This is a genomic window from Anaerolineales bacterium (assembly GCA_015075625.1).
Lineage (GTDB): Bacteria > Chloroflexota > Anaerolineae > Aggregatilineales > UBA2796 > UBA2796.
Map to the genome: position 1 here is coordinate 229640 of JABTTZ010000003.1, position 24215 is coordinate 253854.

The window sequence follows — 24215 nt, forward strand, 5'->3', positions numbered from 1 at the left end:
CTTAGCACTGGGATCACGCCCTTTATCCTATCAACATCCCCTAATCTAAACTACTGCGCTTAGAACCCCTTCAGCTTACTGAGGTCGGCGCGTCCCTTTGCCAACAATCCCACATAGTGCAGCAAGGCAAGACGGTTTTCCCGCACCTCTGGAACGTTATCCATGACCAGCACCTTGTCGAAGAACGTCGTCACGGCGGGGACAATTTCCTGAAACGCCCGCAAGAAGGCGTCCACCGAGGGGGTTTGCCCAAGTGCCGTCCGCGCCGCTTTTGCCGCCTCATAAAGTGCGGCAGATTCCGCCGGAGTGAGCGTCTCTGGCTTTAGAGTTAGCCCTCCCTGATCGCGGGTGATCCGCACACAGCGGGCGAAGGAATCAAGCGTCAGCGACCAATCTGGACGGACGACCCATTTGGCAAGGGCTTGGGCGTTCAAAAGCGCCTGATAGGGCGTGTGGGCTTGCTCTGCCAAGACCGCCGCCACAACATCGTAAGGCAAGCCGTATTCCTCGCGGAGAAGAATTTCCAACCGCCCGCTGATGAAGGTCAGCACCTCGTGCTGTACCTCTGCCGTCAGCGGAAGGGGCTGTTCTGCCGCGATCACCGCCACCGCCCCTCTCAAGTCAAGGTCAAGCTGGTTGTGAATGACGGTCTGAACAATGCCCAATGCCGCCCGCCGCAAGGCAAACGGATCGGCGGAGGCGGTTGGCGCTAAACCCACGCCAAACAAGCCCACCAAACTATCGAGGCGATCTGCCAGCGCAAGCAGGATGCCCGCCGGAGTTTCCGCTAAGCGCCCACCCGCGCTCTTGGGAAGATAGCTCTCGTAGATCGCCGTTGCCACCTCTGGGCGCTGCCCCTCCAAAAGGGCGTATTCGCGCCCCATGACCCCCTCTAGGGAGGTCATCTCAACGACCATCTGCGTTGCCTGATCCGCCCGCATCAGCGGCGCGGCAAGTTCCGCCATGTGCAGCGATCCGGCATCCACTCCCAAAAGCCCGCCAAGCGGCGTGACTACGCGGATGATGCGCTGTGTTTTGTCATAGATCGACCCTAGTTTTTCCTGAAAGGTCATCGTTCGCAGCCGATCTATGCGCTCGCCAAGTGCTTTTTTGCGATCTTCACGGAAGAAGAATTCGGCGTCGGAAAAACGGGCGGTGAGGACATGCTCATTGCCCGTGATCACATCCTGAAGGTGCTGATCCGTTCCGTTGCGGACGGCGATGAAATAGGGGAGCAGCGCTCCATCCTTCCCCTGCACGGGAAAATAGCGCTGTTTCTTGCGCATCACCGTGATCAGCACATCGCGGGGGAGGGCGAGGTAGGCGCTGTTGAATGTCCCGCGCATCGGCGTGGGCTGTTCTACAAGGTTTGCCACCTCATCCAGAAGTGCCTCGTCGGGGATGATCACCCCGCCAACCTCGGCTGCCAGACGCTCAACACCAGTAAGGATCGCCCGCCGCCGTTCCTCGCGGGAGAGGATGATCCCGGCTGTGCTCATCTCGCGGCGGTAATCGCTCAGGTTGTTCACATGAATTTTGGGCGACCCTGCCGGACGTGTCCCCCGTGTGATCGTCGCGCTGTCCAAAGCGGCGTACTGAAAGCTGACGACGGCTTCACCCAAGAGCGCCACCAGCCAGCGAATTGGGCGGGAAAAGGCAATACCTGTCTCGTTCCAACGCATAGTATCTGTGAAGGTGATTTTGGCGATGAACTCTGGGAGCGCCTCGGCAAGGACTTCGCCCGCCGCCCGCCCACTCAGGCTGACTGCTGCTGCCGCATAAAGCCCCCCCTCTAGTTCGGTGGGTTTTAGAAGGATCGGGTCGATCCCTTGTTTGCGGGCAAAGCCCAAGCCCGCTGCCGTTGGTTTGCCATCCTTGTCAAAGGCAATCTCTGCACGGGGACCGCGAACAAGGCGCTCTTCATCCGGCTGCCGAGGGCTGACATTGCGGGCAATGAGGACAAGGCGGCGTGGCGTGGCGTGTATTTCGATTCCCTCATGACTCAGCCGCAGATCGGCAAACAGAGCGGGGGCGTTCCGCTCCATGTGGGCAATCGCCGTGTTCACATCATCAGCGGGGAGTTCCTCAACGCCTATTTCCAAGAGAAAGTCGGCGGCTTGGCTTGCCCCGCCCCGGCTGACCCGCGCTGTTGGCGAGGGGGATTCGCGGGCGACCAGCCATGATGTTCCATTCGTCATCAAGGGGAATTCCAAGCGCTGACGCTGTTCCAAATAGGCTTTGGAGATCGTGCGGGTCATCGCCGCCATGCGCCGGAAATAGCCCGCCCGCTCGGTGACACCAATCGCCCCTCGCGTATCGAGAACATTGAACAGGTGGCTGCACTTCAAGACATAATCATAGGCGGGAATGACCAATCCGGCGTCAAGAGCGCGTTTGTGTTCGCGCTCATAGGTGTCATAGACTGCTTTCAAGCCCTCCACATCCGCCACCTCAAAATAGTAGCGGCAGTGTTCAATCTCGCTTTGCAAAAAGACATCGCGGTAGAGAATGTCGTTTGTCCACTGAATATCCCATGCGGCGCGTTTCCCTTGCAGGGCAAGGACAATCCGTTCCAAGCCATAGGTGATCTCAACACTCACGGGGTCAAGGCGCAGCCCGCCCGCCTGTTGGAAGTAGGTGTATTGGGTGATCTCTTGCCCATCTAGCCAGACCTCCCACCCCAAACCCCATGCGCCAAGCGCCGGACTTTTCCAGTTATCTTCGACAAAGCGCACATCGTGATGATCGAGATCAAGCCCAATGGCTTTCAGGGATTCCAAGTACAGTTCTTGGGGGTTGCCCGGATCAGGCTTAAGGATCACCTGATATTGGTAGTAGGCTTGCATCCGGTTGGGGTTTTCGCCATAGCGTCCATCGTCGGGGCGAACGCTTGGCTCAACATAGGCAACGCGCCAGGGTTCGGGACCCAAAACACGCAAAAGCGTTGCCGGGTTGCCCGTCCCCGCCCCAACCTGAATATTATATGGCTGCCACAGCAAACAGCCCTGTTCACCCCAAAAGCGGTGCAGGGTCATGATCACATCTTGAAAGAGACTCGACGGTGAGGACATGCGGCGGTACTTTCCTTTCCTGTGCAGGACGAATTATAGCCGATTGTGAGCAGATATTGAGGGTAGAATACTCTCGCCCCTCTCTCCAAACCTTTAACTTGGTGTCCTCCCACTGCCCCTCAATCGATCTATAATTGATCCATCACGTTGTTTTTTGGGATTATTTAGGGCATGAAAAAAGCACCCCGCCTTATCGGATTGATCCTGGCGTTTAGCCTCGTCTTTGGCGCTGGCTATTTCGCTGGCAGCACGTCACCTGTTGGTGTCACGCAAGCACAACAACCCTCCGAGACGGAGGCGACCTTTGCCCCTTTTTGGGAAGTGTGGACTATCCTCAAACAGCGCTTTCTCTATACAGAGCGCATGGATGATACCGGTCTTATGGAGGCAGCCCTCAATGGGTTGGTCAATTCGCTTGGTGATGAGAACACCGCCTACATGAGTCCGGCGGTCTACAGTGACCTGACCAACCGCCTTTCGGGTGAATATGAAGGAATTGGGGCAACGGTGCGCAAGGACGAGAAAACGGGTGGTGTCTATATCGTTTCCACGACGCCCGGATCGCCCGCCCGTGCGCAGCTTCGACAGGGCGATATCATCCTCAGTGTGAACGGAAACGACATCACTGGGGTGACGATCACCGAGGCGGTCAGCCAAATACGCGGACCGGAAGGGACATTTGTCGAATTGAGCGTCTTGCGCCGTGAGGGTGGCGAGATCGAGACGCTTCGTGTCCAACGAGCAAAGATCAAGCGGGAGATTGTCACTGCTACCGTTTTTGAAGGCAATATCGGCTACATCGGCATCTCGTCCTTTGCCGAGAGCGTTCCTGAGGATATGGCACGGGCGCTGCGTGAGATGAACGCCAACAGCCTCAATGGGTTGATTCTTGATATGCGCAATGATCCGGGTGGGGGGTTGCAGACGGCGATTGATGTGGCGAGTTTTTTCCTTGAAGACGGCACGGTGATCATCCAGCGAGGGCGCACCAAAGAACAAACGGTGAATTGGGCAGTCTCGCGAGAGGCTATCGCCCCCGATGTGCCGCTCGTGGTGATTTTGAACCAAGCCAGCGCCAGCGCCAGCGAACTGGTTGCCGGGGCGCTCCAAGACCGGGGACGGGCAAAGGTGGTTGGGACGTACTCCTTTGGAAAGGGATCGATCCAACAATGGCTGCAACTGAGCAATGGCGGTGGGATTCGCGTCACCATTGCCGAGTTTTTCAAGCCTTCCGGCGGGGTGATCAACCATATTGGCATTCTCCCCAATGTCTTTGTCGGTTGGACGGAAGATCAGGCAGTGGACATGCCCTGGTACGATCCGCAAATCAGTGAGGCAATCATGCTGCTGCGCGGGGAGTTCTAATCGGTAAGGCATTGCGCGGGGACCTCATCTCCTTACCCCCCTTTCCATAAGGCAGAGGGGGCAAGGAGTATGAATAACCAAGGGGGGAATGGTCTATTACTGAATCACGATCGCGCTGCCCTCAATGGTCACTTGCATTTGGGCATCCGTCTTAGGAACGAGGACGTTATCAATGCGTAGGGTATAACGTTCATTGGGGAAATGCGGGGTGGATGCACCGCCACCGCGTAGGGCGATCTGCGCGGCAATTGTTGACGGAATGGTGATTTGGACTGCTCCACGTGGGGCAATGAGGTCACCGATCACGCCTGGAAGGGCGGGAAAGGTTGCCTTGATGCTCCCTTGACCTGTTCGCAGGGAGACGCCGCGAAACGCCAGTGTTTCTCCTTCAAATCCAATATCCCCATCTGTACCGATTACCGTCAGCGTTTCAAAGGTCGTTCCTTCGGGCAGAAAAAGGGTCAAACGCCCACGCCCCACCTGATCCAACAAGGGGACAGCGCTCCGCGATCGCTCAATGAGGGTGAAGGTCGCCGTTGTGCCGCTCACCTGAAAATCTGCTGTGACAAGGCTCTCTAAACTGCCCGTAAATATCCCTGTGATGCGTCTGTCGCCAGCAGGGGCGGGTTTAATGGTAATTTCGGTGCGCCCCATCGTCACTGTCGCCGTGATCGTCCTGATTTCCGGCAAAACAGTGAAAGCGATGGGTTCGCTGTAATCCTCCCGAAATTCCCCACTTTGGCGGTTATAGGCGATCACCGCAACGCCCACCACAAAGATGCCTGTCAATCCAACAGCAAGGGCGTTCCCAAAACGCACCCGCCGTCCAATCAGAAGCATCAACCCAAGCATGATGAGGATCGCCGGATAGCCTCGCCCAAGCAAATCGCCCATAACAGGCGGCAGACGGTTTAACGACGCCAACAACCACACAAATGCCGCACCGAGGATCACCACCCCCGGCACAGCCGCAGAGAGCAAATCGCGTCCACGCACCATCAGGCAATCCCCCGCAGATGTTTAACCAAGACAACAACGCCAACGAGCGCCATCATTGCCGGAGAGAGCAGATCGCCACCGCCAGTGGCATCAAGGACACCGGTTTGCTTTGCCAAGACGATGATCCCGACAAGGATCGCCAACCCACCGAGGATCAGAACGCCTTCTGGGCGGGGCTGGTGGGGTATTGGCGCTTCACCGGGGCGCACCAATGGCGGCAGATCCGCGATCCTCTGCGCGGGCATAATCACCCATAAAAGAAGGTAGAGTAAGAGGGCGAAACTGAACATCGTCAGGGAGAGGGCGGCAAACGCCGCACGCACCCACCATGCGCTAATGCCTAATGTCGCGCCCATGCCGCCACAGACGCCCCCCAAGATGCGGTTGATTTGGCTGCGACGCAGCCGAGTGCGGTAGACATTCATGAGCAGGATTGTAACGTGGAAGAATCCCCTGAGCAATGCACAGGTTCGCCCTTTTGGGTATAGTTTCCCGGCGGTGAGGGACAGCCTACGGAAAGGTGGTTATAGGCATGGTCGAAGTCGTTGCCTTAGGTGAACTTCTGATCGATTTGGTCAGCACAAAAAAAGATGTAGGGCTTTACGATGCGCCAGCCTTTGAACCGAAAGCGGGCGGCGCACCAGCCAATGTAGCAGTGGGCGTCCGGCGTTTGGGGCGAACTTCGGCATTTATTGGCAAAGTTGGCGGGGATGATTTTGGACGCGGACTGCGGCGAACCTTAGACGCGGAGCGGGTGGATACGCGAGGATTGATTGACGATCCAGAAGCGCTGACGACGCTCGCCCTTGTTTCCCACAATACAAAAGGCGATCCCGCCTTTGCCTTTTTTGAGGGAGCGCACCTCAACCTCACCCCCGCCGATTTGGATGCCGATTTGATCCGACGGGCGCACATCTTCCATTTTGGATCGGTCACGCTCACCCGCCCACCGGCAAGTACAGCAACGTTGGAGGCGCTCAAGATTGCTAAAAGTGCGCGAGTGATCACGTCCTTTGATATTAATTGGCGTCCAGCGGTGTGGCATGGCAAGGGCATTGAGGCTGCCGCAGCCCCCCTTCAAGAGGTCGATGTGATCAAAATGAATGAGGGCGAGTTAACCCTTGTCACAGGCATTGACGAACCGCGTGTCGCCTTACGGCGTCTCGATGTTCCCGCTCGTTTGGTGCTGATCACACTGGGAGAAAAGGGGTGTTTGTTTCGCTTGAAGGGGGAGGTGGGGATTGCCAATGCCCCCCAAGTGCGAGAGGTAATCGATGCCACCGGTGCGGGGGATGCCTTCACTGCGGCTATCCTCGCCGGGTTACCCTCTAATTTGGATGCGCTGAGCATGGACTCGCTGAAAGCATTAGCAACCCGCGCCTGCCGCGCCGGGGCATTGACCACCACCCGCCGAGGGGCAATTCCCGCCCTGCCTACCATTGCTGAGTTAGGCGAGTGAGGCTTAAGGGAAGGTCAACGGCAAGGAATTAAGGTGCTTTTGCCTTCAGAAAATCGCGCACATCGCGGATGAGGCGATCTGGCTCGTCCATCATCGGCATATGACCGGAGTTGTTGTACATGGCGATTTGGGCGGTGGGAACGCTTCCCTTCAGCGCCTTGCCCTGATTCGGATGGACGATGTAATCCCATTTTCCGTAAATGCCGAGGGTCGGTGTGTGAATCTTCGCCAATTCGGGGCGGAGATCTGTGCGGCGCAGGGTGCCGATGCTGGTGAAGAAGGAATGCATCGAGATTTCGTGATTCTCGCTTTTGACCATCCGGTAAAGCGCCCGCCCCTGACGGGTGGCAAGAAAACACGTTAAGAGGGTGAAGAAGTTGAGCATCGGTGGCAGTTTGAAGAGCAAGCCCGCGAGTTGGGGAACGCCAGAGAGTTTCAAGAGGAAATGGAGCGATGCCCCATGAATGGGCGAGCCAATGACCACCACCTTCACAATTTTTTCTGGGTAGCGAATCGCCGTACTAAGGGCAACGGTGCCACCCATTGAATGCCCCACCAGCGGCGCACGGACAATACCCAGATTGTCGATGAAGGAATTCACCATATCGACATAGTTATCGACGGTGTAGGTATGTCCTTTGGTTGGGTCGGATTCCCCGAATCCCCAGAAATCGAGTGCGTAGGTGCGGAATTCTTTCCCCAACGCCTCAATTGTTTGCCGCCAGACCGCCCATGATTCCATCCAGCCATGGAGCAAGATCACAGGACGCCCGCGCCCAAAGGCTTCGTAATGGATAATTCCCTGGTCGGTGACCATTGATGTCACGGGGGGGCTTCCTCGTCAGTGTTGGCTGCGCCAGCGTGTTTGGGTATGGTGGTCAGCCGAAGGCAGTAGACTCCGGCTGTGGCTTGCGTTGAACGGAGCGTTCAGCGTCTAGGTGTCCATCTCCTCAAGGATGGAGTAAAGCAGTTCTAGTAGCACCGTTTTTACCATATCCTTATCGCGTGCCACACAGGGGAGAAGTTTAACATTCTCCTCAATGCGGAGGGCAATACGGAGGTCATCAGCGGGCCACGCCTCATCAAGGTCTTGCTTATTTGCCGCCACCACATAGGGTGTTGGGGCATAGGCACGGAAGGTTTCCAGAATTGCCTTTGCCTCGCGGAAGGTTTCTGGTTTTGTGCTATCGACCATGACGACAAAGCCTAACATCCCCTCCGCTAAGATTTCCCACATGAAATCGAAGCGGCGCTGTCCGGGTGTACCAAAAAGATACAAAACGAGTTCATCGTCAATGGTGATCCGCCCGAAGTCCATCGCCACCGTTGTATCGGTTTTGACTAACGCCTCAGCCGTGCCGGGCGTCACTTCTTTCTCGGTAGAAACAACGTCAATCTCGCTGATTGAGCGGATAAACTCGGTCTTCCCCGAAGCATAGGGTCCGGTGATAACCATTTTCACGGTTTGCGTCGCCATAGTTCCTGCCCCGCTTTTCTCGTGTTTTGCCCAAAAACTAAAGGTTCTTGATCCGATCAATCAGCTTCGTGATCACCGGACGCTGTGGGGTATTTGCCACAGGCTTGGTCGGCTTCACCGTCGATTTTGGCGGTTCAGCAGGTTTCACCAATTCCACCAGCCCCGCGTTCAGCAGCCCATAGACAATTTGGCGAATTTGCATATCGGTCATGTTACAGGCTTTGGCAATCTGGCGAATCGAATTTTTGGGGTTGATGAACGAAACAACCCGCCATTCTTCTACGCCAAGCTGGATTTTCTTAAGTTTCTCGCCCGGCGCTTCGGGAAACCGCAAAGCAAAATCGAGGTTGGGAAGTTCCTTCGCCAACTGATCCAGTTCACGCATCCTGAGTGTGCCTTGAATGATCACGTTCTCCAAATCAATGGGAACGGTGATCCGTCCGGGCGGGGGCATTTCCCCTTCCTCAAAAATGAACGGCTCTTTCGTCCACGTCATGACATCATAGACAATATCCAGCGTATGCTGCTGAACGCTTTGCATAATGTCCACTTGGGAGACATAGTTGGCGTTGATCAAGAGCAGGGCAAGCGCTTTATCGGTGGCGTTTGCCGCACGTTCGCGGATCACGCGGTACTGCTGGTCATTTAATTTATTTGACTTGTGCAATACCGTAGCGAGGTGGCTATCCCGTTCGGTCATTTGGGCAAAAACTAATTTTCCCTCGCGGAAGGCAACACGGGATCGCTCTGCACCGGGAAGGACTTCCGGGCGTTTTGTCTCGCCATCGCCCATGATGATCTCTTTGCCCGTTGGAACACCAGCGAACAACTTCAGTGTGCCAGTTTTTTTGGCAAGGTTGATCAGGTGCAGCAATTGGGTAGTGTGAAGGTCTTGTAGTGTTCCCTTGAGTTGTCTGGGCATTGTGCCGTCCTTGCCTCTGCCGGGAAATTGTCCGTGTGCGCCGTGACTGTTGGCGATTATACATGCGCCCTCTACGCAAGTCAAACGAGGGGGCGCAAGCCGCGTAAGAGGTACAGGCTTACCCCACAAAGGTTGTGCTGAACAGCGCCAAAAGGATAATCACCCCGCCGGCGATGATCCGGTAGATACCAAACAGCCGAAAATCGCCGTTGGCAACATAGTGCAGCAGCCACCCCACCGCAGTGTAGGCAACGATGAAAGCAGCCACCGTCCCAACGAAAAAGAGCGGCAGATGCACCCCTACAATATATCCCTTGCGCAGCGCAGAGACTATTTCATAGACCGTTGCCACGCCAAGCGTTGGAAGGGCTAAATAGAATGAGAAAACCGTCGCCATACGACGATCTAACCCCGTCAGCAGCCCACCGACGATGGACGCCCCCGAACGGGAGACACCCGGAATGAGCGCCGCCATTTGCGCTATTCCAATGAGGAGGGCATGGCGAAAAGTGATCTTTTCGCGCAGAAAGACCGTCGGTGTCAGCGGCTTACGCTCCACCCACAACAGTACCGCCCCGCCCACCACAAGCGCGATTCCCACCACAAGGGGGGAAAACAGGACTTGCTTGATCCAATCTCGCAGTAGAAACCCAACGGCAGCAGCCGGCAGGAAGGCAATCAGAAGGTAGAGCCAAAAACGACGTGTTGGCTCGCTTTTGGGGAGTTGGCGCATTTGTTGCAGAAGATCAACACGGTAGAAAAGCAGCAAGGCGAGGATTGCCCCAAGCTGAATGAAAATACTGAAGGTATCGGCAAACGCCTTGCGATCCACCACACCGAACCCCTCCGAGGGGAAGTGCAGCACGGCACTGGCGACGATCAGGTGTCCGTTAGAGGAAACAGGCAAAAACTCTGTGATTCCTTCGACAATGCCGAGAATCAGCGCATAGAGGTAATCAATCATAATGTTCCTAGTTAGGGTTAGACTTTGAAAGGTTAGCCATTATCCCCCGCGAGGGGTAAAACCCCAACCCCTGTAGCGGGCGCAGACCATACGCCGGCGCCAACGCTCTATCGCCCGCCGCTAAAGCAGCGGGCTGAGATCATCCCCTGGCTAATCTTCGAGTGTGCTGATGTCCCCTTCGGGCAGTCCAAGCGCCCGCGAACGCAGAACACGCCGCATGATTTTGCCACTGCGCGTTTTGGGGAGCGCCTTTACAAATTCGATCTTGGCAGGGACGGCAATTGGACCGACTTCTTGCCGGACGTGATTTTTCAGATCTTCCTCAAGTTTTGAACTGCCCTCATAGCCATTGCGCAAAATGCAGAAGGCGTGAATGATGTTCCCTTTCAGTTCATCGGGCAAGCCAATGGCGGCGGACTCGGCAACGGCTGGATGGCTGACCAAGCCGCTCTCCACCTCGGCTGTGCCAAGCCGGTAGCCGCTCACTTTGATCACATCATCAATTCGCCCAATGATCCACAAATAGCCATCTTCATCGCGCCGTGCCGAATCGCCCGTCAGATACCAACCGGGGAACCGACTCCAATACTGCGTTTTGTAGCGCTCTGGATCGCCAAAAACCGTTCGCAACATACCGGGCCAGGGCTTCTTGACAACCAGCAAGCCATCCTCTCCCGTTGCGACAGAGTTTCCGTCCTCGTCAACAACATCTACCTCAACGCCTGGGAAGGGGCGCGTGGCACTGCCTGGTTTTAAGGGCGAGGTTGGGACAGGGGTGATCATGAATCCGCCCGTCTCGGTCTGCCACCATGTGTCCATAATTGGGCAGCGCTTCCCCCCGATCACCTCGTAGTACCACTTCCACGCTTCGGGGTTGATCGGCTCGCCAACGGACCCCAAAAGACGCAGCGAGGAAAGATCATGACGGTTGGGCCACGCTGACCCAAAGCGCATCAAGCCCCGAATGGCGGTGGGAGCGGCATACATCGCGGTGATCCCGTAATATTCAATGAGTTTCCACCAGCGGTTGGGATAGGGATGGGTGGGTGCACCCTCATACATAAAACTGGTTGCACCGAGGATACATGGCGCATAGACAATGTAACTATGCCCTGTGATCCAGCCCGGATCAGCAGCGCACCACCAACGGTCTTCGTCTTTTAGGTCAAAGACAAGGCGGAGCGTTGTACTGGTATAGACCTGATAGCCGCCGTGCGTATGAAGAATCCCCTTCGGTTTACCTGTCGTCCCCGATGTATAGAGGATGAACAGCGGGTCTTCCGCATCCATAATCTCGGTTTCGCATTTGGGGGAGGCGATGGGGAGGGTCATCAGGTCGTGCCACCAGAAATCCCGATCCGGCTCCATGTGAACATCATGCCCCGTCCGTTTATAGACGACAACATGTTCAACCACCGGACTGCGCCGGACGGCTTCATCGGCAATCTTCTTCAGTTCGACAATCTGCCCGCGCAACCATGCCCCATCTTGAGTGACTAAAACGCGGCTTTGGGCGTCCTCAATGCGCTCGGCTAAAGCCCGTTCGGAAAACCCGCCATAGACGACGCTATGAACAGCGCCGATCTTGGCACAGGCAAGCATAGCAATCATGAGTTCGGGAACGCGCCCCATATAAATCGTGACGCGATCCCCTTTTTTCACACCCATACTGCGGAGGATGCTCCCAAACCGGTTGACTTCTTGCCATAGACGGTAATAGCTGAACGTTCGCCGCTCGCCCGCTTCCCCTTCCCAAATAAGGGCAAGTTTGTTCCGCCGCCAGGTGTTCACATGCCTATCGAGGGCGTTCATAGCGATGTTTGTTTTGCCGCCGACAAACCATTTGTAAAAAGGCGGGTTGGAGTCGTCAAGGACTTTATCCCAACGTTTATACCAATCGAGTGACTCGGCTGCCTCTGCCCAAAACGCTAAGGGGTCACGCTCGGCACGCTCATAAAGGGCATCATAATCACTGATATATGCCTGCTTGCGCACAGCCTCGGAGGGGTAATACCACTCTTGTTGGGTGGCAGGTGCATTTGAATCCGTCACAGGAGGACTCCTTTTTTGAGACAAAAACTTTCTTAAATTCCCGAAAATCGCCATAATTTTAGGCGGGACTGAGAAGGAAGGCAACGGCAAACCTTCACCAACAAGTGACTTTGGCGAGATTGCCGAGGAAATCAAACAGTCATTCTATTTCATTCGCGGTCATTCTACATTTTCAGCGGGGGCAGGTGTGCGAATCAACTCTAGTGTTAGTTGGTGGTGGTGGTGGGTTGGCATGGGTCTTTTGGCGGTGACAGGGTGCAGTGCTGGAAATGGCAATTCGTCCACAATGCCTACCGCCACTTTGACCTTGTTTACCTTCAAGCACACTACGCCAACGCCGCGTCCCACGCTGTTTTTCCTCCGCACACCGACCCTGTATGCCACAAGTATGATGCCCTTGCCGCTCCTCACGCTTCATCAGCCAAGCTGCTATCACACGCCCATGGGCGGGATGTGGTGTTTAGGGCTTGTGCAAAACACCCTTCTTACACCGGTGGAAAGCATTACGCTGCGTGTCTATCTGCTCAATACAGAGGGCATTCCGCTTACCGATCAGACACTACAGATTGCCCACAGCCAGATTTCCCCCAAAGGGGCATCCCCTTATGGCATTCTGTTTGAATCTATCCCAACCGAAAGCCTCGGCGGTGTTGCCGTCCTAACGGGTGGGCGGGAGGTGGCTTGGCAAGTGAGTCCAACCCTCCGCGCCGATATTGTGAGCCGCGAACAACGCGAGACACTCCATCGTGTGCGTGGGCGGGTGACCAACGTTGGGCGGATAGATGCGCACTATGTAGAAGTGATTGTGACCCTCTTTGATGCCGATCGGCGCGTTACGGGCTATCGACAATGGCGACCTGCACCGGAAACCGTCTTGAGCATTGGGGCGACAGTTGACTTTGACCTAGAAGTCATCGCCTTGAGGACGGGAACGATGGAGATCACCGTCAGCGCAGAGGCGCGTCCTGGGTAGCTATTCTATAGGCAGCCACACAGCGCCCTATGTGACCTACCATTGACAACTTTTCTGCGCCGACTATAATACCAACTAAACACAAGCCGTGGTGGCGGAACTGGCAGACGCGCATGGTTGAGGGCCATGTCTTTAACGAGGTGGAGGTTCGAGTCCTCTCCACGGCACCAAAACGAACATCCTTTAGGGAAAACGAAAAAGAGCGCTTGGCGCTCTTTTTTCGTTGCGGTGATTGTGTTGGTAGCCCCTATTGCGGCGAGGTATCGGCGCGTTTCAGGTGTGCCAACATACTGGAAAGTTTTTTAGGTTGTGTGGGTGGCTCTGCCAACCCAAACGTCACCAAAAGTTCACTTTCTGTCGCTGCCACCGTCACTTTACGAATACGAGCCAAGGCATTAGCAAGGTCGTTCAATTCCACTGCAAGCACTGGACTGGAACTGACCACCCCAACCTGACCCACAAGGGGGTGTTGAAACAACCGGAAGAACAACATCTTCAGGTTTTGGTGGAGTGCCGTTGCAAAGGTCATATCAACAATCAGGGTCACAGGCGTTTTCTGCTGAAGCAGATGGGTCTGGACTGCCTGACCAACTTCAAGGGCGCTTACATGTCCATTGAGACGGACTGTGAGAACCCCTCCGATAAGAGTAACCTGCTGTGTCACGTCGTTTCTCCTTCATACCTGCACTTGATTGGAGATGACAACAAATAGTCACCAGCATGAGGCGTTGCGATCTGTGACACTACAGACAAGCATAGGTCATTTAGGCGTGGGGTGAAATAGTATCTTTGTCATGCCTCCTTCGTTTCTTCTCTTGCATTTCCTTTCTGAATTTTTAGCCCAACCCCAGACGGGCGCGGCGTTCTTCCAACTGCGCTTCTAGCGTGGCATCGGCAATCTCGTTTTCCACTTGGCTGGACAGGCGGCTGGTTGCCACCTCCAAACGAGAGTCAGCGAGATCGAGTTCTGTTTTCACTTTTTCCACAATCTGCGCGGCACGCCCATCGGAGATTTTCTCAATATCTTTGATTGAGCGGGCGGCAAGGTTCTTGCTCTTGACGAGTTGGAGAAGTGTCACGACCTGATCGCGCTGGCTTTTCAAGACATCGACCTTAGCGCCGAGGATTTGAACGACCTCGGTAAGCGTGTCGAAGGCGCGTTTTTGCCGTTCATACTGCTCTTTATAGGTATGAGCAATGTCCATCTGGTTGTTCATGCGCATCATAAGCGCCTTTGCCACACTCTCTTTGCTCGTTTTGAGTGCGGTGTCAATTTGGAGATCGAGTTTTGCCGCTTCGTCTGCTGCCTCATCGTATTTTCGCTGGAGGGTGCTGACCGTAGCCCGCAGATCGATGAGTGCCTCACGCACCATTGTCATGCTGCCTTCGGCTTGGCGAATGTACTCATCAAAGACGCCAATACTGTTCGCCTCTAATGCGCGATCCATGATACCATGAAGGGTAGCCGAGACGAGAATCCCTAGTTTTTGAAAAATAGACGCCATGTATGCGTGTTCCTTTGTGGGCGTTCGTGCCTTGCTGTCGATTGTAGCATGTCCCCTCTGCAACATACCCCCTTGAATTTCATGCTACACTCATGAGCGAGATCACGGCATTTTGAACGGGAAAAACCATGCAGATCACATTTTGGGGTGCGCGGGGGTCGATCCCTTCCCCACTGACAAACACAGACCTACGAGAAAAAATCCGCCAAGCCTTGTTTGGCGCTGTCGGGGTTGATCTGACCGATCATAAGGCGGTGGATCGTTACCTTGAACACCTCCCACAGCGCATTAGCAGCACAGCGGGGGGAAACACAACCTGTATGGAACTACGGGTGGGGGACAACCTTTTTATCCTTGATTGCGGATCGGGGATGCGCCCTTTGGGAAACCGTCTCATGCAGGGGGCATTTGGGAGAGGACAAGGTGAGGCGCATGTGTTTATCAGCCACACCCATTGGGATCATATGCAAGGCTTTCCTTTTTTCATCCCCGCCTATGTGCCGGGGAACAAGCTGCACTTTCACAGCCCTTTCCCCGATCTGAAAACCCGTTTTGCCGACCAGCAGAGGGAAATTTATTACCCCGTCTCTTTAGAATACATGCGCTCTAGCTTAACGTGGGACATTCTTGATCCCCATGAAACCTTCAAGGTGGCGGGGGTTGATGTGCGTATGATTTTGCTCTCGCACCCAGGCGGCGCATATGCCTATCGCTTTACCCACGAGGGGAAATCGATTGTCTATGCCACCGACGGCGAATACCATCGCATGGATACGGACAGCACGACACGCTATGTTGAATTTTTCAAGGACGCCGATCTGCTCATCTTTGATGCGCAGTACCGCTTTGAACAGGTCATTGAAGACCGCCGCGATTGGGGTCACAGCACACCGAAGATGGGCGCAGAATTGGCGTACCGTGCCGGTGTGAAACGTCTTGCCCTCACCCACCACGACCCTACCTCTACCGATGACATGCTTTGGGATGCGGTTGCCGAGGCGTATAGCTACCTTGCCTTCCGTAACAAGGGGCGGGCAACCCCCCAAGCAACGGAAGTGATTCTTGCCCAAGAGGGAACAACGGTAGAGGTGTGATGCTTGATCCCCTCCACATTCTCAGTCTGATCTTTCACCTTCTCGCCACCGTCATATGGGTTGGTGGGCTGCTCTTGATGACCATCCTGTTGCTCCCCGAAATTCAGGCGTTGATCGCGGCACGGAAGGATGACAACGAAACGTCAACACTGGTGCGCTTCTTGGATCGCTTCCGGCGGCGGTTCTACCCCCTTGCTAATCTCAGCTTGGGAGTCTTGATTGTCACTGGAATTTACCAGATGGAGCGCAGTCCATACTATGATGGCGTGTTGGGATTGAACAATGATTGGTCACGCGCTATATTCGTGAAACACCTTGCTGTGCTTGGCATGGTGGGCATTGGGGCAATTATGCAGTTCAGCCTCATCCCCGCCCTTGACCGCGCCGCCCTTCTGCGCCAGCGCGGAAAAGATGCTCCTGAGTTAGAACGGCTGCGGGTGCGCGAACGGCACCTAATCCAACTGAATACTGCCTTAGGTGTTTTTGTCCTGATTTGTACAGCGGCAGCATCGTCGCTGTGAACCCTCGATAAAGGATTACCAGACCTGTGTATGTTCCAAAGCGATTTATGCTCTCGCCAGGGATGGAGCGATTCATTATCCTCCTCGTCTTGCTGATCGCCGCGGCGCTGCGCATTCTCGACCTCACACGCCTTCCCAACGGCTACAACGATGAGGAAATTACCACCCTCTATTTTTCCGCCCTTGCCCGTGAAGGGGAGGTTGCCTCGTTTTACCGCCTTCCCAACGAGGAAGCCGGACGGGAGGGCTTATACCCCCTCCTCACGGCGCTAGGGGTTAATGTTCTTGGTACGGGGCGTTTGCCTTATCGGGTGATTCCTTTTGCTGCCGGGCTGCTTAGCATCGCCCTTGCCTATGCGCTCGGACGGCGCTTATTCGGCGGCACAGCGGGAATCATCGCCGCCTTAGCGCTGGCAGTCAACCATTGGCATATCATTCTTTCCCGAACAGCCACCCGCGAAAGCCTGATTTTGCCGCTTTTCTTGGGTATTTTGATTCTGACCGCAAGAGCATTTCACCTGCGCCAACAGATTACCCCCGCCGCCCCGCTGACAGCGACGTATGCCGCCTTAGGCATCCTGCTTGGGGTTGCCATTTACGTCCATTGGATCGCCTTGCTGTTTCCCTTTCTGGTCGTCATCTATGCGTTCTATTTAATCGTCACCCGCCAGCCCATCTCGCGGCGCAGCTCTGGTTATGTGATCTTCGCCTTTGTGGTGGGGGTTATCGTGGCGATTCCGTATATGGCATCGGCACTCCGCGCAACGGCACAAAGCGCTGCCCATACCTGGTGGTTGATCCGCCCAGAGAGCGTGGGAGATTTTTTTCGTTCTGCCTACAGCGCTCTGATCAGCATCGGCACGTTAGGCGACCCCAATCCGGCGCGGAATGTCCCCGGCGAAGGGCTGGTACGCATAACCGGCGTGATCCTTTTTATCTTTGGTGTTGGCGCTGCCTTGCGCATCCGCCGCAACGCGGCTACGGCACTTGCCAGCCTCGCCCTTGTGGTCGGTATGTTTCCCGATATGTGGTCACACGGGGCGCCGAATTTTGCCCACAGCACGGGCGGGCTTGCCGGCATTGTTTTGCTTATGGGCTATGGCGGTGCGGCGCTCTTGAACTGGCTTACCTATCGGGCGCGGGTGGGCTACGCTTTTGCTGCCTTGCTTTTCCTGAGCAGCGTAGGGGTCTACCTTAGTGGGCGTGAACTTTACCTTTGGGGCGAACGTCCCGATGTGAATGCTGCCTATCGGGGAGGGTTGGGAGCATTGGCAACCTACATTGATTACACCACCCCTGAACGCAGCACAACGGTTTGTTCGTTCACCCTGGGCGATCCCTCGTTGAATGCCATTGAACCCCTAACCTATGACCTATTCACCCGCGATTCGACCCTACTTCCTCTCATGGTAAACCGTCGCAATGCTGCCCTCCGCTTCAGCAATTGCCTAACCGCAGTGGCGCTTACCGATGGCGGCGGGCAACAAACAATCGCTTTTGCTGACCCCAAAGCCCCTGCCCAACTTGCTCCGGCGGTGACGGAATGGCTGGCAAATGCCCAGACAATCCCCGTGCGGAGCGCCCCCGGCGGCGGTGTTTTACACATCGACGCTCGGCAAATCGTTGCCGATACCTTTGGGCAAACAACACAGAGCATCATCAGCTATGCCCCAGAAACGGCGGGTGGGGAATTTGTTCTCGCCCCGCTTCCCCTGCGAATGGGGGGCTATCTCACCTTTCAGGGCTACCGGCTTTCCCCGCCGCCCTATCGTCCGGGCAGCACCTTGACCATCACCACCTATTGGCGGGCAGATGGCGAACAAGTGCCTGGGCTGCGGTTCTTTGCCCATGTCTTGCGAAACCCCTTCACCGAGCCGGTCTTGCAAAATGATCTTTTCGATGTTGATCCCTCTCTGCTGCGAGATCGGGATGTTTTTCTTCAGGTGATTACGATCCCCCTTCCCGCCGATTTCCCGCTTGGTGACTACTGGCTTTCTATCGGTGCGTACAGCGCCCTAGACGACAGCCGAGTCGTCGTTTATGATGGAGAGACCGTGCGCGGCAGCCGCTTGTTTCTGAATAAAATCACCGTCGCACCCTAAACTGCTGATGTTTGAACTGCTTTTTCTGGGGACATCCGCCTCTGCCCCTTCTGTCCATCGGGGCTTATCGGCACATCTGCTGACGGTTGAGAACTCTCACTACCGCTTCTTAATCGACTGTGGTGAGGGGACACAACGGCAAATTTTGCGCAGCGGGATCGGATTCAAGCGGCTGAACCGCGTCTTGATCACCCACAGCCACCTTGATCACATTTTGGGGCTTGCCGGGCTATTTTCAACACTGCTACGTTGGGAAGAATTAAGCGAATTTGAGATTTACGGCAGCCGCTATGCGCTGGATCGTGTCCATCAATTGATATATGGGATCGTCTTGCACGGTGAACCGCCACCCGTCCCCGTCCACCTGATCGACCTCAAAGAAGGGATGTTCTTTGAGGATGACCTGTTCACAGTGAGCGCCTTCCCCGTCAGTCACCGAGGACCAGGCTGTTTAGGGTATGTGTTTCAAGAAAAACCACGCCGGCGCTTCCGCCAAGAAACGGCAACAGCGCTTGGTGTTCCCTTTGGTCCTGAACGGGCTCGTTTGGTGCGTGGCGAGGCAGTGACTTTAACCGATGGGCGCGTCATTTATCCCAACGATGTATTAGATGCAGAAGTCCCAGGCGCTCGCTATATTCACACTGGGGATATTGGGCGGGTTGAGCCGATTCTGAGTCATGTGCAAGGGGCAACAGCGCTGGTGATTGAAGCCACGTATCTTGAAGAAGATGCTCTCCTTGCTGACCAATTCGGACATATGACCGCCGCCCGTGCCGCCCATTTTGCTCATCAAGCCGGCGTAGAGGCATTGATCCTCACCCATATTTCGCGCCGCAGCCGCGAACGGGACATCCTTGCTGAGGCGCAGGCAATTTTCCCCAATACCTATGTCGCACGCGATTTTGACCGCTTTTCGATTCGCAAGGATCGCCCCGTAGAAAAGCTCAAGCGAGAGCGTGCCACCGCCGAACTGAGTGAACCTAGTGACCCTCTTGAGGATGAAGTGTAGATGCGTGTGCCGTATTGCCATGTCTGCGAGAGCGATCCAACCGAAAAACAAAAATATGGGGAGAGCGGATTGGCGGAAGGAGAATATTGCCCAGTCTGTTTTCGCCCCTTTTGCCGCCACCACAGCGGGATCGTCCGCTGGCGCTGGAAGGACTCCCGCGAGGCAGACAGCGCCCGTATTTGCATCGAGTGTAAGCGGGCATATAGCCACCGCAGTTGGGATGCTGTGCGGCGGGAGTGGATTAGCTGAACGAGCCGCATTTCCCACGATATAGAGAGGGAATCTTTTTGATTTGAACATACCCTTTCTACCAGGAATGATTAAAAGACTCTATATAAGTGTTAAATCCTGTAATCACGCCAAATTCAACGCTTGCATGGAGGTTTGTGATGGAATACACTTAGAGACTGGTTGCTAGGTTTTGTCTAGAATGCAACCTCTAGGTGTTGTTGCAAGGAGTCCAAGCGATGAAAAAGATGTTTCGGCTCGCCCTGCTGGTGGTGATGATGGCGTTCATGGTGATGCCCATCCTCAGCGTGAAGGCGCAAGACTGTCCCGAAGGCGTCACCGGCGCTGATTGCGACCTGTTGACGGCAGCGGGAAAAGCTCAATATACCTCGTTCACCATTGATTCCTATACAGTGGGGATCAACGTCAAGGGTGCCCCGACAGGTGATGTCGTTGTTGATGTCAAGGGCAGCGGCGCCATTGATGGCAGCAAACTGATGCCCGGCGGCACGATGCTTACCGACACGACAGAAATCTTGAAAGCACTGCTTATGGTGCTGACGATTGACGCGAAGGTCGATGCTAGTGGGAAGAGCCAAGCGGGTACGATTGAAGTTCGCTTTGTCGATGGCGTCGCCTACTTCAAGGCGTCTATGCAAGGCGATACATGGTTCAAGGCAGATGTTGAGAAACTGCTCGCCGCTGGTGGTGGGATGGGCATGAACCCCGCCGATATGGTCGATATGGGCAGCAATGCCGCCCTCACCGAGGCGCTCAACGCCCTGACGAAGCTCTCCGGCGTTGCCACGACCACCGTCACCGATGGTCCCGAAATTGGCGGCGTTAAGACCCGTCAGTTCACGACAGAAATCAATGTCGCCGCGTTGGTCAATGGCTTGCTTGGTCCGGATTTCCGCGCCCAGTTGAAGACCCTTGCCGGGCAGTTCGGCGCTCCCATTGACGATGCGGCGTTGGCGCAGCTTTCCGGTGTGGTGACGATGTTCGAGCCGCTCTTGAAGGCGACGAAGATCAGCGCTGTTCAGTACATCGGCGTCGATGACAAGCTCGTTTATGGTGCGGATTTGATGTTCGCCACAACGGTGGACGCCATGACCGGCGCCATGTTCGGCTTGACAAACGCGCTCAGTGTGGACATTAACTTCTCGATTCGGCTTTCCGGCGTGAACAAGCCGGTCACCGTTGAGCCAGTGGCAGATGCCACCGATCTTCCCCTTCCGGGATCGAACTAAGCGTTAACAGGCTCATCTAGAAGGATAAAAAGGGGGGCAGATGTTATGTCTGCCTCCTTTTGATTCCCCTAGTCTCTCATCATTAGGACTTACGCAGTTGAACCTGTTTTCCCTGTATTCATCGAAAGGGGCAGTTTGAGGGGGCTTCCCCTCAAAACCTCTTTTCCCCCTTCTCCCTTAGGGAGAAGGGGGTAGGGGGATAAGGGCAAGTGCGTAACTCCTAATCATATACCCTGATAGCATAGTTGGAATATTAGGGAAAAGTTGGCACAACCCATGGCGAACAAAACCAATCCCCCTTCCGATGGTGTGCGAAAAAGGATGTGTGAAAGCGCCTACAGCATTTTTCAACGAGATTGTCCCCTTAGCAGTTGACAGCCCCGCTTATCACGATATACTTGCCGATGGGCAGGCGGTGGCGATCAAGGGAAACCGAACGACGCCCGTCCTTCTTGTAAGAAGGCTGGTTGCAGTTCAACCAGTGAGGGTACTGCAATCAATAATGACCACCCTAGCCGATACACTGACTACCTACGCGCCGCACCTCCCACCCGCCCTGATCACCCCCGACGCAGCGGCAGAGATGCTGCGCATCGCTGGTTACTTCCCTCATTCGCTTGCCTCGATTTTCGTCCTTGAACATCGCCTTGCTTCTGATAATCCCCAACTAGACCTATCTTTCTGCATTCGGCGCGGGGATGATGGGCTGTCTATTCTCTCTGGAGGAATTCCCGCCGAATGGCTGATCTCCCCGGCGTGGGCAGGCGCGGCGGCATTTTGCCAACGATGGGCGGATACATCCTCAACACTCCACCGCGAGATTGGGCATGTTTGGTTTGAATTCGACGCAGCGGGTGGGGGTATCCCCCAGCCCGGACTTTATTTCGGGACACCTTTCGAGGGCGACACCATGCGCCATTGGCGGGGTGATTTGGGATGGCTTACCGACGAGGCGCTTCTTCTCTTGCGTGGAGCGGCGCTTCCCGATAGGCTTGTGGCAACCTTGCAGCGTTGTATCGGGACACTTCCCGATGTTGGCGGCGAAATTTTCGAGGTGGGGATGATGCTCTCCCGCGATCCCGATTTTGTTCGCCTGTGTCTGACGCATATCCCCTCGACGCGCATCCCTGATTATTTGGCAGCAGTGGGGTGGACGGGTGATTTTGCGGCAGTGCGCCATGCCCTTTCTCTTTTAGAGGGGGCAGATTCGGTGGAACTCTACATTGATGTCGGGACGGCGCTCCTCCCCCGTGCCGGCTTGGAGGCACGCCTGACCCCCGGCAAAAGCGCGACAGCGGAAGACGCCGCCGCCCGCTGGCAAACCCTGTTGGATCGCCTTGTGGAGGCGGGTTTGGCTGCGCCGGACAAAGGGGCGGGTATGTTGGCATGGGAGGGTGCCACCACCGGAACCCTCCCCGGCGAGACAGCCCCCGCCCGTCTGTGGCGGATGATCAGCCATATCAAGATCGTCATTGCCCCGCAGCGTCCCCTAGAGGCAAAAGGCTACCTCTCCATGTTCAGCCAGCCCCTACCCCCCCGCAAGCGCCCTCCACAGGGAATCACCATTGGCAAGGATCACCCTCTTGTGACGGCACTACGGGCGGGGGTAAACGGGGAGGTCAGCCCGCCGGGATCGCTCTACGTCCGCGATTTCAGCCGCTTACAGCGCAAACCACTTGCCGTCAGCGTAAAAACAACCGCCACCGAGGATGTAATCCATACCCTAAAAACAGCCTATGCCTCGAAGTTCCCTGTTTACGTGCGCGGGGCGGGCTACAGCGCAGCGCCCATCCCCGATCACCTGATCGCCCTGATCAACAACCGTCCCCCCGCCCCCGAATTCGATCTGACCGAAAGGGGGACGGTGATCGTCAGCGGACGAACCCGCCTGAACGACCTTGAACAGGCACTTCATGGATATGGACGCTCTCTGCCCGCCTTACCCGCCTTGCAGTTTGTCTCTGTGGGAGGCTGGCTTTCCGCCGGAGGCTATGGCTTGCGCTCTCACAAGCACGGGGCGGGCATTGATTCTGTGCGCCGCTTGCACCTGATCGGTTCGGAGGGTGTGGGGCGCTGGTGTGCGCCCGATGATCCCGATGATGGGGCTGATTTATTCCGGTACGCCCTCGGCGGTTTCGGGGCATTCGGGGTCATTGATCAGGCTGAACTGCTGACGATTCCCTATCAACCCTACACAACAATGCTCTTTTACGACGATGGAATCACCCCGGTAGCCATGTGTGAAGCATTGATTTCTCAGGCAACGGCGGGGGAAAATGCCCCTGATGTCTTGCGCGGGTGGATTCTTCCTTCCGGTGCGGCGGGCTTTGGGTTAGGTTTTGAACATGCCCAACGGGATACCCTCCCTCAGTCCCTACGCCAGCGTGATCCCCTGCCCCGCGAGGAAAAAATCGGGACGTTTGAGGACTACCAACGGATCGTTCACGAGTCCGTTGCCGAACACCTTGTGACAACCCGTGAACACCACCACCTTTGGGCAGATTACCTTTTAAGTGCGGACGCGCTGCGGGTTGTCGTCACCGCCATTATGGGGCAGCACGCCGCGCTTGCACCCTATTTATACGTTGTCCGCGCTGCCGCTGTGAAGCGCCCCGCTGGACAATCACTACCCCTTGCCGCGCATCATCAGGGCAAGGCGACGGTGCAATACCTTATCGGCGTCTATGCGGATGTTCCCGCTGATGATGCGGGGGGGGGGCAAACTGTCCAAACCGCCCTCCAAACCCTTCAAGAGGCAGTGATCGAGGCGGGCGGGCAGATTGGCTTATGGGGGTATCACACGCTGAATCGGGCAGCAGTTCGCACGCATTACCCTGCTGCGGGAAGTGATATCTTTAAGACACTGCGAGGGAAGTTCACCCCTCTCATCGTTTCGGGAGTATGGTAAACTAGAAGGTATGATCATTGGCGTATGTACACTTGAACTCTACCTCCCACAATCAGAGTCCCTAAAAGATAAACGGAGTGCTTTGAAAGGCTTGATCAGCCGCCTTCAGCGTGAATTTACCGTGAGTGCAGCGGAGATCGATTTCAACGATGCCCGCCGTTCGGCATTGATCGGTGTGGCGCTTGTTTCCAACAGCGCCGTTCATGTCCAGCAGTTGCTCGCCAATCTCGTCCGCTGGCTGGAAGAAAACCGTCCCGACCTTGATCTCCTTCAGCATCGTGTTGAGATCATGCATGTTACCCCAATGACCGACTAG

General features: G+C 55.7%; 21 protein-coding genes and 1 tRNA gene. 12 read left to right on the forward strand and 10 right to left on the reverse strand.

Features of this window, described 5'->3' with window-relative positions:
• Nucleotides 1-59: 59 nt before the first annotated feature.
• On the reverse strand, nt 60-3071 hold the full coding sequence (locus HS103_15200; GenBank protein ID MBE7514144.1) for a glycine--tRNA ligase subunit beta: 3012 nt from the start codon (nt 3069-3071) through the stop codon (nt 60-62).
• Nucleotides 3072-3242: 171 nt separating this feature from the next.
• Here HS103_15200 and HS103_15205 point away from each other — a divergent pair, with 171 nt between their 5' ends.
• The gene (locus HS103_15205; protein MBE7514145.1) at nt 3243-4436 is read left to right on the forward strand and encodes a S41 family peptidase; all 1194 of its coding nucleotides are present in this window, start codon (nt 3243-3245) and stop codon (nt 4434-4436) included.
• 96 nt (nt 4437-4532) lie between these two features.
• Here HS103_15205 and HS103_15210 read toward each other — a convergent pair whose 3' ends face one another.
• Nucleotides 4533-5435, reverse strand: coding sequence for a hypothetical protein (locus HS103_15210; GenBank protein ID MBE7514146.1), 903 nt, complete (start codon nt 5433-5435; stop codon nt 4533-4535).
• A complete protein-coding gene (locus HS103_15215) occupies nt 5435-5860 on the reverse strand; it encodes a PspC domain-containing protein (GenBank protein ID MBE7514147.1) in 426 nt (141 codons plus the stop codon). The genes HS103_15210 and HS103_15215 overlap by 1 nt, the downstream gene beginning before the upstream one ends.
• Before the next feature lie 107 nt (nt 5861-5967).
• Between HS103_15215 and HS103_15220 the strand changes: the two genes are divergently transcribed.
• A complete protein-coding gene (locus tag HS103_15220; protein MBE7514148.1) occupies nt 5968-6894 on the forward strand; it encodes a carbohydrate kinase in 927 nt (308 codons plus the stop codon).
• 28 nt (nt 6895-6922) lie between these two features.
• Here the strand turns inward: HS103_15220 and HS103_15225 are convergent, their stop codons facing one another.
• The 5 genes from HS103_15225 to acs all read right to left on the reverse strand — a co-directional run bounded on the left by HS103_15225 (nt 6923) and on the right by acs (nt 12363).
• Nucleotides 6923-7720 carry an alpha/beta hydrolase gene (locus HS103_15225; GenBank protein MBE7514149.1) on the reverse strand — a complete coding sequence of 266 codons (798 nt, stop codon included), beginning with the start codon at nt 7718-7720 and terminating at the stop codon, nt 6923-6925.
• A 108-nt stretch (nt 7721-7828) separates the two neighbouring features.
• A complete protein-coding gene (locus tag HS103_15230; GenBank protein ID MBE7514150.1) occupies nt 7829-8371 on the reverse strand; it encodes an ATP/GTP-binding protein in 543 nt (180 codons plus the stop codon).
• A 37-nt stretch (nt 8372-8408) separates the two neighbouring features.
• Nucleotides 8409-9293 carry a DUF4388 domain-containing protein gene (locus tag HS103_15235; GenBank protein MBE7514151.1) on the reverse strand — a complete coding sequence of 295 codons (885 nt, stop codon included), beginning with the start codon at nt 9291-9293 and terminating at the stop codon, nt 8409-8411.
• A gap of 118 nt (nt 9294-9411) precedes the next feature.
• Nucleotides 9412-10257, reverse strand: coding sequence for an undecaprenyl-diphosphate phosphatase (locus HS103_15240; GenBank protein ID MBE7514152.1), 846 nt, complete (start codon nt 10255-10257; stop codon nt 9412-9414).
• Nucleotides 10258-10407: 150 nt separating this feature from the next.
• Complete coding sequence (gene acs, locus HS103_15245; GenBank protein ID MBE7514153.1) at nt 10408-12363, reverse strand: acetate--CoA ligase; 1956 nt, start codon at nt 12361-12363, stop codon at nt 10408-10410.
• A gap of 133 nt (nt 12364-12496) precedes the next feature.
• On the opposite strand from acs, the gene HS103_15250 reads away from it, so the two are divergent.
• Both HS103_15250 and HS103_15255 read left to right on the forward strand, forming a co-directional pair.
• The gene (locus HS103_15250) at nt 12497-13282 is read left to right on the forward strand and encodes a hypothetical protein (GenBank protein ID MBE7514154.1); all 786 of its coding nucleotides are present in this window, start codon (nt 12497-12499) and stop codon (nt 13280-13282) included.
• An 85-nt stretch (nt 13283-13367) separates the two neighbouring features.
• A tRNA-Leu gene (locus HS103_15255) sits at nt 13368-13452 on the forward strand.
• A gap of 77 nt (nt 13453-13529) precedes the next feature.
• Here HS103_15255 and HS103_15260 read toward each other — a convergent pair.
• Together HS103_15260 and HS103_15265 are read right to left on the reverse strand one after the other, a co-directional pair.
• A complete protein-coding gene (locus HS103_15260; GenBank protein MBE7514155.1) occupies nt 13530-13946 on the reverse strand; it encodes a hypothetical protein in 417 nt (138 codons plus the stop codon).
• A 172-nt stretch (nt 13947-14118) separates the two neighbouring features.
• On the reverse strand, nt 14119-14787 hold the full coding sequence (locus HS103_15265) for a PspA/IM30 family protein (GenBank protein MBE7514156.1): 669 nt from the start codon (nt 14785-14787) through the stop codon (nt 14119-14121).
• A gap of 128 nt (nt 14788-14915) precedes the next feature.
• On the opposite strand from HS103_15265, the gene HS103_15270 reads away from it, so the two are divergent.
• The 8 genes from HS103_15270 (at nt 14916) to HS103_15305 (ending at nt 24215) form a co-directional block, all read left to right on the forward strand.
• Nucleotides 14916-15881, forward strand: a complete 966-nt coding sequence (locus tag HS103_15270) for an MBL fold metallo-hydrolase (GenBank protein ID MBE7514157.1) — start codon at nt 14916-14918, stop codon at nt 15879-15881.
• Complete coding sequence (locus tag HS103_15275) at nt 15878-16402, forward strand: CopD family protein (protein MBE7514158.1); 525 nt, start codon at nt 15878-15880, stop codon at nt 16400-16402. Before HS103_15270 ends, HS103_15275 begins: the two co-directional genes overlap by 4 nt.
• 26 nt (nt 16403-16428) lie before the next feature.
• Complete coding sequence (locus HS103_15280; GenBank protein ID MBE7514159.1) at nt 16429-18504, forward strand: glycosyltransferase family 39 protein; 2076 nt, start codon at nt 16429-16431, stop codon at nt 18502-18504.
• A gap of 7 nt (nt 18505-18511) precedes the next feature.
• Complete coding sequence (locus HS103_15285) at nt 18512-19513, forward strand: MBL fold metallo-hydrolase (GenBank protein MBE7514160.1); 1002 nt, start codon at nt 18512-18514, stop codon at nt 19511-19513.
• On the forward strand, nt 19514-19762 hold the full coding sequence (locus tag HS103_15290; protein MBE7514161.1) for a hypothetical protein: 249 nt from the start codon (nt 19514-19516) through the stop codon (nt 19760-19762).
• Between the two features lie 218 nt (nt 19763-19980).
• A complete protein-coding gene (locus HS103_15295) occupies nt 19981-20991 on the forward strand; it encodes a hypothetical protein (GenBank protein ID MBE7514162.1) in 1011 nt (336 codons plus the stop codon).
• Nucleotides 20992-21316: 325 nt separating this feature from the next.
• Complete coding sequence (locus HS103_15300; GenBank protein ID MBE7514163.1) at nt 21317-23899, forward strand: FAD-binding oxidoreductase; 2583 nt, start codon at nt 21317-21319, stop codon at nt 23897-23899.
• Nucleotides 23900-23909: 10 nt separating this feature from the next.
• Entirely contained in the window at nt 23910-24215 is a 306-nt protein-coding gene (locus HS103_15305; GenBank protein MBE7514164.1) for a DUF503 domain-containing protein, read from the forward strand.

Bases quoted from the DNA above. Each gene is read 5' to 3' on its own strand.
- HS103_15235 (MBE7514151.1), bottom strand. From the start codon at position 9,293: ATGCCCAGACAACTCAAGGGAACACTACAAGACCTTCACACTACCCAA.
- HS103_15205 (MBE7514145.1), top strand. From the start codon at position 3,243: ATGAAAAAAGCACCCCGCCTTATCGGATTGATCCTGGCGTTTAGCCTC.
- HS103_15295 (MBE7514162.1), top strand. From the start codon at position 19,981: ATGAAAAAGATGTTTCGGCTCGCCCTGCTGGTGGTGATGATGGCGTTC.
- HS103_15215 (MBE7514147.1), bottom strand. From the start codon at position 5,860: ATGAATGTCTACCGCACTCGGCTGCGTCGCAGCCAAATCAACCGCATC.
- HS103_15240 (MBE7514152.1), bottom strand. From the start codon at position 10,257: ATGATTGATTACCTCTATGCGCTGATTCTCGGCATTGTCGAAGGAATC.
- HS103_15200 (MBE7514144.1), bottom strand. From the start codon at position 3,071: ATGTCCTCACCGTCGAGTCTCTTTCAAGATGTGATCATGACCCTGCAC.
- HS103_15270 (MBE7514157.1), top strand. From the start codon at position 14,916: ATGCAGATCACATTTTGGGGTGCGCGGGGGTCGATCCCTTCCCCACTG.
- HS103_15230 (MBE7514150.1), bottom strand. From the start codon at position 8,371: ATGGCGACGCAAACCGTGAAAATGGTTATCACCGGACCCTATGCTTCG.
- acs (MBE7514153.1), bottom strand. From the start codon at position 12,363: ATGGCGATTTTCGGGAATTTAAGAAAGTTTTTGTCTCAAAAAAGGAGT.
- HS103_15265 (MBE7514156.1), bottom strand. From the start codon at position 14,787: ATGGCGTCTATTTTTCAAAAACTAGGGATTCTCGTCTCGGCTACCCTT.
- HS103_15220 (MBE7514148.1), top strand. From the start codon at position 5,968: ATGGTCGAAGTCGTTGCCTTAGGTGAACTTCTGATCGATTTGGTCAGC.
- HS103_15305 (MBE7514164.1), top strand. From the start codon at position 23,910: ATGATCATTGGCGTATGTACACTTGAACTCTACCTCCCACAATCAGAG.
- HS103_15285 (MBE7514160.1), top strand. From the start codon at position 18,512: ATGTTTGAACTGCTTTTTCTGGGGACATCCGCCTCTGCCCCTTCTGTC.
- HS103_15290 (MBE7514161.1), top strand. From the start codon at position 19,514: ATGCGTGTGCCGTATTGCCATGTCTGCGAGAGCGATCCAACCGAAAAA.
- HS103_15210 (MBE7514146.1), bottom strand. From the start codon at position 5,435: ATGGTGCGTGGACGCGATTTGCTCTCTGCGGCTGTGCCGGGGGTGGTG.